Annotated in this window: 13 protein-coding genes and 1 tRNA gene; 7 read left to right on the top strand and 7 right to left on the bottom strand. The window is 63.8% G+C overall.

Annotated features, from left to right (window positions below; genetic code table 11):
• Nucleotides 1–42: 42 nt before the first annotated feature.
• Nucleotides 43–849, bottom strand: coding sequence for an SDR family oxidoreductase (locus ACWA13_RS14925; RefSeq protein ID WP_463934953.1), 807 nt, complete (start codon nt 847–849; stop codon nt 43–45).
• A gap of 209 nt (nt 850–1,058) precedes the next feature.
• Between ACWA13_RS14925 and ACWA13_RS14920 the strand changes: the two genes are divergently transcribed.
• Nucleotides 1,059–1,394, top strand: a complete 336-nt coding sequence (locus ACWA13_RS14920) for a hypothetical protein (protein WP_463934952.1) — start codon at nt 1,059–1,061, stop codon at nt 1,392–1,394.
• A gap of 65 nt (nt 1,395–1,459) precedes the next feature.
• Nucleotides 1,460–2,440: an aldo/keto reductase gene (locus ACWA13_RS14915; protein WP_463934951.1), complete on the top strand. Its 981-nt coding sequence runs from the start codon at nt 1,460–1,462 to the stop codon at nt 2,438–2,440.
• A gap of 22 nt (nt 2,441–2,462) precedes the next feature.
• On the opposite strand, the gene nboR is transcribed toward ACWA13_RS14915, so the two are convergent.
• Complete coding sequence (nboR, locus tag ACWA13_RS14910) at nt 2,463–3,074, bottom strand: nicotine blue oxidoreductase (protein ID WP_463934950.1); 612 nt, start codon at nt 3,072–3,074, stop codon at nt 2,463–2,465.
• A 66-nt stretch (nt 3,075–3,140) separates the two neighbouring features.
• Here nboR and ACWA13_RS14905 point away from each other — a divergent pair, with 66 nt between their 5' ends.
• Nucleotides 3,141–3,794, top strand: a complete 654-nt coding sequence (locus ACWA13_RS14905) for a Pr6Pr family membrane protein (protein WP_463934949.1) — start codon at nt 3,141–3,143, stop codon at nt 3,792–3,794.
• A gap of 18 nt (nt 3,795–3,812) precedes the next feature.
• Here ACWA13_RS14905 and ACWA13_RS14900 read toward each other — a convergent pair whose 3' ends face one another.
• The 3 genes from ACWA13_RS14900 to ACWA13_RS14890 all read right to left on the bottom strand — a co-directional run bounded on the left by ACWA13_RS14900 (nt 3,813) and on the right by ACWA13_RS14890 (nt 6,956).
• Nucleotides 3,813–4,223, bottom strand: a complete 411-nt coding sequence (locus ACWA13_RS14900; protein WP_463934948.1) for a sterol carrier family protein — start codon at nt 4,221–4,223, stop codon at nt 3,813–3,815.
• A gap of 91 nt (nt 4,224–4,314) precedes the next feature.
• Nucleotides 4,315–5,331 (bottom strand): asparaginase, encoded by a 1,017-nt coding sequence (locus tag ACWA13_RS14895; protein ID WP_463934947.1) that lies wholly within the window; start codon nt 5,329–5,331, stop codon nt 4,315–4,317.
• A 62-nt stretch (nt 5,332–5,393) separates the two neighbouring features.
• A complete protein-coding gene (locus tag ACWA13_RS14890; RefSeq protein ID WP_463934946.1) occupies nt 5,394–6,956 on the bottom strand; it encodes a molybdopterin-dependent oxidoreductase in 1,563 nt (520 codons plus the stop codon).
• Between the two features lie 163 nt (nt 6,957–7,119).
• On the opposite strand from ACWA13_RS14890, the gene ACWA13_RS14885 reads away from it, so the two are divergent.
• The 3 genes from ACWA13_RS14885 (at nt 7,120) to ACWA13_RS14875 (ending at nt 11,808) form a co-directional block, all read left to right on the top strand.
• Nucleotides 7,120–9,477: an FdhF/YdeP family oxidoreductase gene (locus ACWA13_RS14885; RefSeq protein ID WP_463934945.1), complete on the top strand. Its 2,358-nt coding sequence runs from the start codon at nt 7,120–7,122 to the stop codon at nt 9,475–9,477.
• Nucleotides 9,478–9,554: 77 nt separating this feature from the next.
• Complete coding sequence (gene purD, locus ACWA13_RS14880) at nt 9,555–10,871, top strand: phosphoribosylamine--glycine ligase (protein ID WP_463937948.1); 1,317 nt, start codon at nt 9,555–9,557, stop codon at nt 10,869–10,871.
• Nucleotide 10,872: 1 nt separating this feature from the next.
• A complete protein-coding gene (locus tag ACWA13_RS14875) occupies nt 10,873–11,808 on the top strand; it encodes a phosphoribosylaminoimidazolesuccinocarboxamide synthase (RefSeq protein WP_463934944.1) in 936 nt (311 codons plus the stop codon).
• Nucleotides 11,809–11,841: 33 nt separating this feature from the next.
• Here ACWA13_RS14875 and ACWA13_RS14870 read toward each other — a convergent pair whose 3' ends face one another.
• The gene (locus tag ACWA13_RS14870) at nt 11,842–13,107 is read right to left on the bottom strand and encodes a helix-turn-helix domain-containing protein (RefSeq protein ID WP_463934943.1); all 1,266 of its coding nucleotides are present in this window, start codon (nt 13,105–13,107) and stop codon (nt 11,842–11,844) included.
• Between the two features lie 134 nt (nt 13,108–13,241).
• Here ACWA13_RS14870 and ACWA13_RS14865 point away from each other — a divergent pair, with 134 nt between their 5' ends.
• A complete protein-coding gene (locus tag ACWA13_RS14865; RefSeq protein ID WP_463934942.1) occupies nt 13,242–13,424 on the top strand; it encodes a hypothetical protein in 183 nt (60 codons plus the stop codon).
• Between the two features lie 52 nt (nt 13,425–13,476).
• Here the strand turns inward: ACWA13_RS14865 and ACWA13_RS14860 are convergent.
• Nucleotides 13,477–13,553, bottom strand: a tRNA-Pro gene (locus tag ACWA13_RS14860).
• Between the last annotated feature and the right edge of the window lie 75 nt (nt 13,554–13,628).

The following is a 13,628-nucleotide window of genomic DNA, read 5'->3' as shown; positions in this document are numbered from 1 at the left end:
CCGTCGGATGGTGGACAGTCTACTTATTTCCGACGCCGGCGTTCAGCTTTTGCCGTTTTCGCGCCATTGCGCCGACTCGAGCTGTGCGCCTGCCATAGGTCCCATCTGCAGCATGCCGCCGTCCACCGCCCACGATGCTCCGGTGACATAGGAGGCGGCAGGCGATGCCAGGAAATTTACGACGGCGGCAATCTCCACTGCCCGTCCGGATCGCCCCAGCGGCACGCCTGGCTTGACGTCCGGCTCGGGGTCGTCGCCCTCGCGGCCGGACATCGGAGTCGAAATTGCGCCCGGTGCTACCGAGTTTGCCGTGATGCCGAATTCTGAGAGTTCCAGGGCGATGGTCTTGATCAGTCCGCCCAAGCCATGCTTTGAAGCCACATAAGCGGAGGCCCCGACCTTGGGCTGGGTCTCGTGGACGGACGTCACGGCAATGATTCGGCCGCCTCGCCCTGCGGCGACCATGTGCTTCGCTGCTGCCTGGATGCAGATGAAGGCACCATTGAGGTTGATGTCCATGGTCCGCTTCCAGGTGTCCGGATCCAGCTCCAGGAAACCGCGGCCGTCGCCTGCTCCTGCGTTGTTCACAAACACGTCCACGCCGCCAAGATCTTCGATCAGCGCATCAATTGTGGTTCCACATCCAGGTACCTCGCTTGTGTCCAGTTGCCGGACGTGGGCCTTTTGGCCCTCGGCACGTACCTGGTCGGCCGTGTGTTCTGCACCGTCGCGGTCCGAATGCCAGGTAATGCCGATGTCCATCCCGGCGCGCGCCAGCTCAACCGCGGTTGCCCGGCCGATTCCCGAATCGCTTCCTGTGACAATGGCCGTGCGCGGTGAAAAATCCATCTGGTGTCCTTCCGGTGTGCTGAAGTGCTGCGAGTTCTACGGGTTCCATGCGTCCAGGTGTTTCAACTGCTCAGGTATTTCAACTGCTCAGGTATTTCAACTGCTCAGGTATCTCAGAACTTCAACTTAGTGCCGCCCCGGCCGTCCGTCGAGGGCTGGGAGGCGTACCCGCCCGGTCCGGACGCCAGGCGGTACTAGAGTGTGGAGAAATGGGGGATACAGCATCAGGAAATGAACCAGAGCCGGACTCTTCGAACGGTGGTTCCGGCGGGGGAGCGCCGTGGCGGGCTGTTGGCCCGTGGTTACTGCCTGTTCTGGCTGTGCTGATTGCTGTGACCGGCGTTGTGGTGATCCTGACGTCCGCTCCGCTAGGCGGCTGGTTCGGATCTGCCCCTCTCAACACCGACTTCGGGTTCGTCGCAGGAAAAGCCGTCATCTTGAATGACCAGGAGCTGGCGGGCTGGGCCGTGCTTGGCCTGGGCATTGCCCTTTTCATCTTCTGGTTTGGGCTCCGCCTGGGGCAACGGAGCCCGCGTAACAAGTAGGCCATTTTCCCGGGCGGTGGAAGCCAAATCCGTCGCCAATATTCCCCTCGACGTATAGTCGAACGATGGAACAACGCACACTCGGAAAAACCGGACGAACCGTCTCCGCCGTGGGACTGGGCACGTGGCAGCTTGGCGCCGACTGGGGAAACGTCGACGACCAGCAGGCCCGCAGCATCCTCGAAGCGTCCGTTGACGCCGGGGTGACTTTCTTTGATACCGCTGACGTTTATGGCGACGGACGCAGCGAGCAGACCATTGGCGCCTTCCTGGCGGATAACCCGGATCTGAATGTCACGGTAGCCACCAAGATGGGCCGCCGCGTCGAACAGCAGCCGGAGCACTACAACCTCGCCAACTTCCGCGAGTGGACTGACCGTTCCCGGAAGAACCTGCGCACTGACCGCCTGGACCTGGTGCAGCTGCACTGCCCGCCGACGTCGGTCTACAGCACCAACGAAGTTTACGACGCCCTGGACACCCTGGTAGCCGAGGGCGCCATCGCCAACTACGGCGTCAGCGTTGAGCGCACCGACGAAGCCCTGGAAGCCATCCGCCACGAAGGTACGTCATCCGTGCAGATCATCCTCAACGCCTTCCGCCTCAAACCGCTGGATGAGGTGCTGCCGGCCGCCAAGGCTGCAGGCGTGGGCATCATCGCCCGCGTGCCGCTGGCCTCGGGGCTGCTGTCCGGAAAGTACACCAAGGACACCGAGTTTGCGGCCAACGATCACCGCAACTACAACCGCGACGGCGGCTCCTTCGACGTCGGCGAGACCTTTTCCGGAGTGGACTACGCCCAGGGCCTGAAGGCTGCAGCGGAGTTCGAAGCACTGGTTCCCCAGGGAGCCACTGCAGCCCAGGCCGCGATCGCCTGGATTGTGGCGCAAGAGGGCGTTAGTTCCGTCATTCCCGGGGCCCGCAGCGTGGAGCAGGCGCGGCTCAATGCCGAAGCCGGGGAGCTGTTGCTGGATTCGAAGTTCGACGCCGGTGTCCACTGGATCTACGACCACTACTTCCGCGAATCCATCCACCCCCGCTGGTAGCCGGCGCTGACCAGCGGGCCCGTTATTGGTCAAGGAGCGGGAGTTGGGCAGGGGTGTCGACGTCGGCGCCCGTGTCCAGGTCGCTGCAGTCCACGAGGCTGACGAGCCCGGGATTCGCCTGAAGGAAGGCCCGGGCTCCGGCATCGCCGGTAGCTGAGGCGGCGGCCTCGGCCCGGAGTGATGAGTCGATCAGGATCGGGTGGCCGCGTCGGACCGCTCCGTCGGGACTCCGATAAGCCGCAGCGGTGACCCGGCCCGTTTGGTGCGCTGCCAGCAGCCGGGCCACAAGTTCTGCAGACGTCCCGGGCTGGTCCACCAGCGCGACCAGGACGTGGTGGTCCTCGGGTGCAGTTGCCAGGCCGAGCCGCAGCGAACCGGCCATGCCGCCGGCCCAATCGGGGTTGTCCACCAACGTGCATCCGGCCAGGCCGGGCAGCCTGTGTACTGCCTCGCGCCCGGCTCCCGCCACCACCACCACGCGATGCGCGCCGCCGTCGAACAGGATGGCCGCCTGGACCTCCACCAGTGTGCGGCCGCGGAACGGAAGCAGGGCTTTGGGGCCACGCCCCAGGCGGGTGCCGCCGCCCGCGGCGAGCAGCACCGCCGTCGTCGGCTTTTCCGCCTGTGGTTCCATTCCCAACACCCTAGCGGCCAATCTCGAATACACCGTGAGTAAGGGCACCTGGCCTAGGATCAACACATGATGGCAAACCGGGGGTTAGCGCTTTTCAGATTCTTCTTCGCAGCATTGGGGTTCGCCGCGATCATGTCGCAGTTCGCCTTCAACGTGCAAAACATCGACGACTACAAGCCGCTGAATTTCTTCAGCTTCTTCACCGTGGAGTCGAACATTATTGCGGCGGCCACCTTTGCCATCGCGGGCTGGTACGCCTGGCAGGGGAGCAGCCCGCGCTGGCTGGAGCTGCTGCGCGGCGGAGCCACCATGTACATGGCCATTACCGGAATTGTTTACAGTCTCCTGCTCAGCAACGTGCAGGTGGATACTGCGGTTCCCTGGATCAACGTGGTACTCCACTACACAATGCCCACGGTGCTGGTGATTGACTGGCTGGTGGACCTGCCCCGACGGCGGATTTCGCTGAAGGAATCGCTGGTGTTCCTGGTGTTTCCGGTGGTGTATCTGGCGTATAGCCTGATCCGCGGGCCCTTCGCCGACTGGTATCCGTACCCGTTCCTGGATCCGCGGATCGAGGGCTACGGAAATGTAATGGTGATGTCCGTCCTGATTGCCGTGGTCGCGTTTGTCCTTGCAGTCGTTGTGGCCCTGTCCACGCGGCTGCAGAACACGGTACCTCACCCGGTGCCGGTGTCGGTGCCGGCGAACGGGCGGTAGACAGCTGCGTCCCGGAATCTAAAGCGGCAGCAGGGCTGACAAATCAGCCCGTAAACCTGACGCTGCCACCCGGCCTGCCCGGACTGCGTCTTCCCAGCTCAAAGCACCGGTGACCATCGCCAGCCAAGTGGCGGCGTCGCACTCTATGACGTTCGGCGGGGTGCCGCGTGTGTGCCGCGGGCCCTCCACGCACTGCGTTACCCCGAACGGCGGAACCCGGACCTCGACCGAATTGCCCGGAGCCCTGGCGGTAATCTCCTCAAGGGAGTAACGGACGGCAGTGGCGGTCACGGCCCGCGGGACGGGCGCAACTGGCGGAGCCCCTGTGGAAACTTCCGACGGCGGGTCCCCACTGACTGCGGCGTCGTGCCAGGCTGCCACGGCAGCTCTACCCTCGGCGATGTCGATCCGGCGGCGTGCTACAGCCAATGTCCGGCCTCCTCAAATCAGTACAAACAATCAGCAGCTGCCAGGCCGGATGGCGGCCAGGCAAAGCAGGAACCAGCGAACCGGAACGGCGTCACTCGAGCAGTGCGGACACAGCCTTGCCAAGCCTGATCTTGCCCACAGGCCGGCCGCCGCCCAGTACAGGGCCTACCACCTTTTCCAGGACACTGGCCACCCCGGGAATGTCGACGGCATCTGCCACCGCAAGCAACGTCAACGCCACCAGCGACGTGCCCCGGATGTTGCCGTCCAGCATTTTCACGGCCACCGAGACGCCCTGTGGCGTGGCCATGGCGAGTACACCTTCGGCGCCGATCTTGGCGATGATCCCGAGCTCGTCCATGACGATCGTGTTTGCCTCGCCCTGGCCCTGAACAGCCCATGGGTAGTCCAGCATGGACGTGGCGATCGTCGCCGCCCGCGCGTTCGAGTTCTTGTCTCCGGGTGCCTTCGCCAGCAGGGAGTAGGCCCGTGCCAGCCCAGTCAGGGAAACAGCCGCCACTGGTGCGCCGCAGCCGTCTATGCCAAGATGCGCGATTTGCTCGCCGGAGTACTCCTCGATCACACCACGGATCCGCTGCTGCAACGGATGATTGGGCTCAAGGTAGCTGTGCAGGTCCCAGCCGTTTTCCTTGCACGCCCAGAGGAAAGCCGCGTGCTTCCCCGAACAGTTGAACGCCAGCTTGGACTTTCCGTTGCCCGAACGCATCAGCCAGTCGCGGGCAGTTTCGTCCTGCGGCCAGTCGGCGGGGCACTGCAAATCGTCAACTGTGACGCCGGCGGCCTTCAACATGCCTTCCACAACGTCCATGTGATCGAGCGACCCCACGTGGCTGCCGCAAGCCAGGGCTACCTGCGCGCCGCGAAGCGGCACCCCGGATTGCATGGCAGCCAGCGCCTGGAAGGGTTTGAGGCTGGAACGGGCAAAAATTGGGGAGTTGATGTCGCCGAGTTCCGTTACAACGGAGCCGTCCGCCGCCAGCACCACCGCAGAACCAATGTGCCGTGACTCCACAAAGCCGCTGCGCTCCAGGACGGCGAGTTCGACGGCGGACTCTACAGTGAAGGTTGCGTGCGGGTTGTGCGGCATGCAGCAAGTCTAGGCGACCGTCTTCGCCAGCCCCGAACCTAGACCGCCCTGCACCCAAGCTCCTAGTCAACGGTCACAGTCACCGTGTGCCAGCCCGAGGCACCGTCCGGCACCGGATTGGCCTTCTCGGCGGTCTGGACATCGCCGGACCTGTCGATGGCCCGCACCCTAAGCTCATGCCGCCCGGGAACCGCGTCCCATTCGAAGGACCATTGCCGCCAGGCATCCACGGTGAGTTCTTCAGACAGGGTAGCTTCCTTCCAGTCGCCGTCGTCCACCTGGACTTCCACCGCGCTGATTCCGCGATGCTGGGCCCAGGCAGCTCCGCCCACGGCCACAACACCGGCCGGGACCCTGGCCGATTCCCGAGGCACTTCCACCCGGGCCATGGTCTTGATGGGCCCGCGGTCAGACCAGCCGCGTTGGGTCCAGTAGGCTTCCCGGTCCTCGAACCGGGTCACCTCAAGGTCCATCAGCCATTTAGTCGCGGAGACGAAGCCGTACAGCCCCGGGACCACCATGCGGACCGGGTAGCCGTGATCCAACGGCAACGGCTCGTCATTCATCCCGATCGCCAGGATGGCATCCCGATCGTCCTGCAGGACCGCCAGGGGAGTGGAGGCTGTAAAGCCGTCCACGGAGGTGGACAGCACCATGTCCGCCCGCGCCAGGGGCCGGGCCCTCGCAAGAACCTCTCGAATTGGCAGACCCAGCCATTTGGCGTTCCCCACCAGGTCTCCGCCCACGGGATTGGACACACAGGCGAGGGTCACATGCGTCTCGATCAATTCGGCGTCGAGCAAGTCCTGGAAGGTCAGTGTGACCTCTTCCTCCACCAGTCCGTGCACCCGCAGGGTCCAGATGGTGGCGTCGATGTCCGGAACGCGCAGCGCGGTGTCGATCCGGTAGAAGTCATCGTTGGGGGTGAGCCAAGGGTCCACCCCCGGGGTGCGGGACTGCACCGCGGCAGGCACCGCTGGTGCTGTCCGTATCGGTGCAGGAAGCTTCAAAGCGCTGCGGGCCTGGAGGGCGGCATTCCTGGCGGCGCCCAACAACTGCCCGCCGACCGCCATCACCACTACCGCTGCCGTAGTCCAGGCGGCCACCAGGAAGTACCTGCGGGAGGGACGCGGCGGACTGTCCGCATCATCGTCGGGCGCAGGCCGCGGCACAAGATTCACCAGCAGCCGCAACGCCAGCACGCCGGCGGCCGTGCCTGCCGCCGTCGGCAGGGCATCGGTTGATTGCGCCCCGGATCGGGTGAGCACGCAGGCAACGATCACGGAACCCATCAGCAACACTCCGGCGGCGCCTTGCCACCACCTGCGGTAGGCAAGGATCCCCAGCAGGGACGCCAGCACCAGGAGGGCGATCCCCATGCCTGCAAACAGCGCAGCTTTGTCATTTGTGCCGAATGCGGCAATCGCGAAGTCCTTCAGCCACGACGGCGTGAAGTCAATGAATGTGGACCCTAAGGCAAACAGTGGGGTCAGCCGCGAGGTAAAGAAGCTGCCCAGCAGTTCGGCAACGGAAAGTACGACGGCGGCTGCCAGGATGCCGGCGAGGGCGGCCCATGCTTCCGGCCGTTCGCGGGTTCGCCCGGTAGCCGGGCGGGGGATTGCCATGCACTGATCCTCCACTCACTCAATGGGCGTGGCAAGCACACCGGACGCTGCAGGCATGCCGGGCATGCTCATAGAGTTCGCAGCGTCCCCAAATCCGGGTAAAAGAGCGACAATTGACTGTTAAGACGACTCAGTGCTGAGGACCGGCCTGGAAGGATGCCCGATGACCCGCTCTAACCCTCCCGTTGAGGAAGCAGACGAGAACAATCTGGATGTTGCAAAGCCCAAGGACTGGGCGGCCGGGCTGCCTGGCGTCTATCACTCGATGCAGCCGGCCCTCAAGCACATGGGCATCGAGCGGAGCGCACGCACCCTACTCAGGATGAACCAGAAGCAGGGGTTCGACTGCATGAGCTGCGCCTGGCCTGATCCGTCCGATCACCGGGGCACTTTTGAGTTCTGCGAGAATGGCGCCAAGGCGGTGACGTGGGAAGCCACCCCGGTCACGGTCTCATCGGAGTTCTGGGCCGAGCACCCGATCAGCGAACTGCGCGGACGATCTGAATACTGGCTGGGAATGCAGGGCCGGCTCACCGAACCCGTCTACAAGGCGGCCGGGGATGACTACTACCGGCCCATCAGCTGGGATAAGGCGATCACCATTGCCTCCGAGAAGCTCAAAAGCCTTTCCTCCCCCGACGAAGCAACTTTCTACACGAGCGGCCGCGCGTCCAACGAAGCCGCATTTCTCTACCAGCTGTTCATCCGGGGACTTGGCACCAACAACATGCCCGACTGCTCGAACATGTGCCATGAATCGTCCGGTGCAGCGATGGGCGAGACCATCGGTATCGGCAAAGCCACGGTCGCCTACAACGACTACCTCGACTGCGATCTGATGATCGTGATCGGCCAGAACCCCGGGACCAATCACCCCCGGATGCTAAGCGCGATGGAGAAGCAAAAGGAAAACGGCGGCCGGATCGTCGCGATCAACCCCCTGCCCGAAGCGGGTCTGCGTCGATTCAAGAACCCGCAAAAGCCCAAGGGCGTCATTGGCCGCGGCACTGACCTTGCGGACCAGTTCCTGCAGATCCGGGCCGGCGGGGACATGGCGCTGCTGCAGGCTGTCTCCAAGCGGGTCCTTGAAGCTGAGGACCGTAACCCGGGCACCGTGCTGGACCATGAGTTCATCGCCCGGTACTGCGAGGGCCTGGACGAACTGCGCGAGCACCTGGCACGCCTCGATGAGCAGACGGTGCTGGAGGCCACCGGGCTGCGCCCGGAGGAAATCGACGAACTCGCCGGCCGCTACATCAGGGCGGAAAAGGTCATCATCACCTGGGCTATGGGCGTCACGCAACAGAAGAATGGTGTCGGGACCATCAAGGAAATAATCAACCTCCTCCTGCTCAGGGGAAACATTGGCCGCCCGGGTGCGGGCGCGTCACCAATCCGCGGACACTCGAACGTGCAGGGCGACCGCACCATGGGCATCTGGGAACAGATGCCGCCGTCGTTCCTGGACGCACTCGGCAAGGAATTCTCGTTCGAACCTCCCCGCAAGCACGGCGTAGATTCGGTAGACGCCGTCAGGGGCATGCGCGACGGCGAGATCAAGTTCTTCATGGCGCTGGGCGGAAACTTCGTCGCCGCGATGTCAGACACTGCGGCAACCGAGGCAGCAATGCAAAACCTTGAAATGAACGTGCAGATCTCCACCAAGCTGAACCGCTCCCATACCGTCGTTGGTGAAGAAGCGCTCATCCTGCCCACGCTCGGCCGCACCGAAACAGATATCCAGGCCACCGGTCCGCAGTTCGTGTCGGTTGAGGACACGGTGAGCGCCGTGCACTCCTCCGAGGGCAAAGTTGAACCGGTTGCACCCGGACTGCTCTCCGAGATCGCCATCGTCAGCCGCCTGGCACGGGCTACCCTCGGCGATCGCATTGCTGCTGACTGGCAGGGATTCGAGGATGATTACGACCGCATCCGGGACCACATTGCCCACGTGGTGCCCGGTTGTGAAAACTACAACCGGCGCATCCGGGAAAAGGACGGCTTCCTGCTGGCTAATGGTCCGCGGGATTCGCGGAAGTTCAATACCCCCAGTGGTAAAGCGCTGATGACCGTGAATGAGCTGGACCCCATGGAGTGCCCGCCCGGCCGCCTGATCCTGCAGACGATGCGGTCCCATGATCAGTTCAACACCACGATTTATGGCTACAACGACCGGTACCGCGGCATCAGGAAGGGCCGGCACGTAATCTTCGTGAACCCTGAGGACCTGGCAGAACTGGGGTTCGCGGACGGTGATCTGGTGGATGTCCACGGGGAGTACTCGGACGGCAAGGACCGGGTGCTGCGCAAATTCCGCGTGGTGGCCTACCCCAGTGCCCGGGGCTGTGCGGCTGTGTACTATCCGGAGGGGAACGTCCTCGTGCCGCTCGACAGCACAGTCAAGGGCAGCAACACACCCGTCTCGAAGGGCGTCATCATTCGGCTTGCGCCGGCCGCGGATGGTCCCGCCGGTGGCAGCAGTGAGGAGAACGGGCGGGAGGACATGCCGGCCACCGTTTGACTTCCTGACCAGCCGGACCGGTAATCTCCGCATTCCCTCTTAGGCTCGCGGCGGGGCACAAAGTACCCTTGGTGACTGTGAAGGTACTTGTCATTGGCCCTGGAGGCCGCGAACACGCCATTGTCCGTTCCCTGTTGGAAGACTCCAACGTCTCCGAGGTCCATGCGGCGCCGGGTAACGCAGGGATCAGCAGGCTGGTTCCGACGCACCCCATCAACGCCAACGATCCCGAAGCGGTGGCCGCCCTTGCCGCCAAACTCTCCGTGGACCTGGTGGTGGTCGGCCCCGAGGCGCCGCTGGCGGCCGGCGTTTCCGACGCCGTTCGGGAAGCAGGTATTCCGGTGTTCGGGCCCAGCAAGGCAGCAGCCCAGCTGGAGGCCTCGAAGGCGTTTGCCAAGGAAGTGATGGCCGAGGCCGGCGTTCCAACAGCCATGGCACTCGTGGCCACGAATACCGCCGAAGCCGAATCCGCCCTTGATACCTTTGGTTCCCCCTACGTGGTAAAGGACGACGGCCTGGCTGCCGGTAAGGGCGTTGTGGTCACCAAGGACCGGGCCGCCGCCCTGGCCCACGCACAGTCCTGCTTTGACGCCGGCGGAACGGTCGTGATCGAGGAATTCCTCGACGGACCCGAGGTCTCGGTCTTCGTCCTCTGCGACGGCCAGAACACCGTAGCGCTCTCCCCGGCTCAGGACTTTAAACGCATTTACGACAATGACGAAGGCCCCAACACCGGCGGCATGGGTGCCTATACGCCGCTCGAATGGGCGCCCGAAGGCCTGGTCCAGGAAGTAGTGGACCGCGTCGCCCAGCCCACGGTGAACGAGATGGCCCGGCGTGGGACCCCGTTTGTCGGCGTGCTGTTCGTCGGCCTGGCGCTGACTTCCCGCGGAACCCGCGTCATCGAATTCAACGTCCGCTTCGGCGATCCGGAAACCCAGGCAGTCCTGGCCCGGCTCAGGACTCCGCTCGGTGCGCTGCTTCTGGCTGCCGCGAAGGGCGAACTGGACAAGGCAGAAGAGCTGCGCTGGTCGCCCGAGACCGCTGTCGCCGTCGTCATTGCGTCCGAAAACTACCCGGACACCCCGCGAACGGGCGACCGCATTCGCGGCCTGAAGAAGGTGGAGGAGCTCGAAGGCGTCCACGTGATCCATGCCGGTACTGCTTTTGACCAAAACGGCAAGGTCATCTCCGCCGGTGGCCGTGTGCTTGCGGTGGTTGCTCTCGGCGGGGATCTGGTGGAGGCAAGAGAAAAAGCGTACGACGGCGTCGAGCTGGTCAAGCTCGACGGCGCCCAGTTCCGCACGGACATCGGCCGCAAGGCTGCCCGCGGCGAAATCAAAGTTGCCGGTACGCGCACCGGCGCGCTGCCTGTAACCACAGCAAAGGATTAACGTGACAGAGAACTTCCCCGGTGGACTGGAAACCGATGCTCCGGACCTGCCCGGCTGGACCCATGTGTATTCCGGCAAGGTCCGCGACCTTTATGAGCCCGCGGACGACACCGTTCGGCAGAGTCACGGCCAGGACTGCGTACTGGTGGTTGCCAGCGACCGCATCAGCGCCTTCGACCACGTGCTGTCCAGCGAGATCCCTGACAAGGGGCGCATCCTTACCCAGCTGAGCCTGTGGTGGTTTGACCAGCTGGACGTCGAGCACCATGTCCTGGCCTCTACGGTGAAGGACGGCGTACCCGAGGCTGTTGCCGGCCGGGCCATGATCTGCAAGAAGCTGGACATGTTCCCCGTGGAATGCATTGCCCGCGGCTACCTCACGGGCTCGGGACTGGTGGAATACCGCCAGTCCGGCACTGTCTGCAACATCCCGCTGCCGGAAGGCCTGGTGGATGGTTCCCGACTGGACGCCGCCATCTTTACGCCGTCGGCCAAGGCTGATGTGGGAGAACACGATGAGAACATCAGCTACGACGCCATGGTGTCCATTGTGGGGGACGACATTGCTGCCCGGTTGCGTGAGCTGACGCTGCACATCTACACCGTTGCAGAGGAGATCGCCCGCAAGCGGGGCATCATCCTGGCAGACACCAAAGTGGAGTTCGGCTACGACGCCGTCTCCGGAAGCATCACGCTGGGCGATGAAGTGCTGACCCCTGACTCATCGCGGTTCTGGGACGCAGCCACCTACACGCCCGGGCAGGCACAGCCCTCATACGACAAGCAGTATGTCCGTGACTGGCTGACGTCCGCCCAGTCCGGCTGGGACAAATCCTCCGACACCCCGCCTCCGGCCCTGCCTGAGGACGTCATCCTGCGCACCCGAAGCCGTTACGTAGAGGCTTACGAGAAGCTCACAGGCCAGCAGTTCGCCTAGCGACTGCTTCATGCGGCAGTGAACCGCAGCGCCTCAGCCTACCTTGGCTGAGGCCGCGGCCCGCTGCTGGGCAAGCCTGATCTCGAGGACCGCGTCCAGCGCCTGCTGCACGCGGTCGTTGGCGCCGGCCGCACTGAAGTCCTTCTGCGCCTCGTCCAGGTAACCCAGGGCTTCCTCGGCCTCGCCAGCGGCTTTCAGCGCCTTGCCCAGCAGCAGCGACACCTCGCCGGACGTATGCCGGGCCAGGGATTCACGTTCGGCATGGATTCCGCGGAGCTTGGCCACGGCACTGTCGATGTCCCCGGTGAGGTAGAGCCAGCGGGCCCTGATGAAGGCCACTTCCAGCTGGTCCGTTTTGTTGCCGCCCACAATGGACAGGGCCAGTTCAGCGCGCTCAATCGCGGACAGCGTTTCCGGCTCCACGATTCCCGAAGACAGCCGCACCGCAGCAGAAGCCTTGTTGAAGCGCGCCCACAAGTCGATGTCATTGGCGGGGGAGAGCATCTTCGCCGCGCGTTCGTGGTACTTGATGCCTTCTGTGTAGTCATGCCGCATAAACGCCACGTTGCCGATCACCCAGGCCACCTCGCCGGCCAGCTGGGACATGGACTTGTCATCCACCTGCGCGCTCATAGCCTGGCAGTAGATCCACGCTTCCTCCAGCCGGCCGCTCTCCGCCAAGGCGCCAATGAGTGCCCGGTGGGCGCCGATGATCAGCGTGGATCCCGGCGGCAGTTGTTCACAGAGCCGCACCGCTTCCATGGCATGTTCGACGGCGGCACTCAGCTGACCCTGCGCCTGATGGACTGCAGCAAGCATCTGGCGGGCCCGGACTCCCAGCCCCGCGGATTCTTTGGCCATGGGGTGGTCGAGCAGGCGTTCCATAATGTTCTGGCATTCCTGCCATTCGCCCTGCTTGATCAGGCACTCGGCCTGCATGTAGGTCATGTTCCACCATGCGCTGGTGTTCTTGCCTTCCAGCGCAATCTGCGCGGCCGTGGCGGCATGGTCGGCGGCCAGCGGGTAGTCCCGCAGGTCCCAGGCCTGGCGCGCGTACAGGCCAGCCAGCACGTATTCGGCGTCGCTCACAGAGATGGGCTGGCTCCAGGCCTCAAGGGCTTTGGGGGCCAGTTCCAGCCGGCGGGCAAGCTCTTCGATGACATCCGCAGTGGGCTCGCGCCGGCCGCTCTCCAGAAGGGATATGTAGCTGGGGGAGTAGAGGCCTTTTCCGAGTTCGGCCTGCGTTAATCCACGATCAAGTCGCTCGGCACGGAGCTTCTCCCCGAATCCGTTCCCCACAGGATTTCCTCCTTTTAACTTACAGACTTTCCATCAATGCTTGACAGTGCCTGTGGAAAACATTTTACAATGTATGTCAACAAGGGCGGTGCTCGCCTCTGTAACGAATCCGACTCGTATTGAGGAACTCACACATGTTGAAGAAGATTGCAGCCGCCGCCGTCTTGGCCGGGGCTTTAGCGTTCTCCGCTGCTGGTCCGGCGATCCTGTCCGCAGGTTCCGTCACGGATTCCTCCAATGTCTCCACCGCCGTTGGTAACTGGCCTGATCCGATGAGCAACCCGCAGGCCGTGGGCAACTGGCCTGACCCGATGTAAGCAACAACTGAAACAAAAAAGAGGGCCTCCGCAAGGAGGCCCTCTTTTTGATTGGTCGGGATGACAGGATTTGAACCTGCGACCTCGTCGTCCCGAACGACGCGCGCTACCAAGCTGCGCCACATCCCGATCCGCTGCAAAAGCAACTTTACAAGAATAGCGGATGGCCGGTCCCGAAGCGAAATCGAACCGCGGGAGAGGACG

The sequence above is a fragment of the Pseudarthrobacter sp. TRD_SC_9 genome (assembly GCF_055361265.1).
Note: the sequence above shows the minus strand (reverse complement) of the source record. Positions and strands in the feature narration are given on the sequence as shown.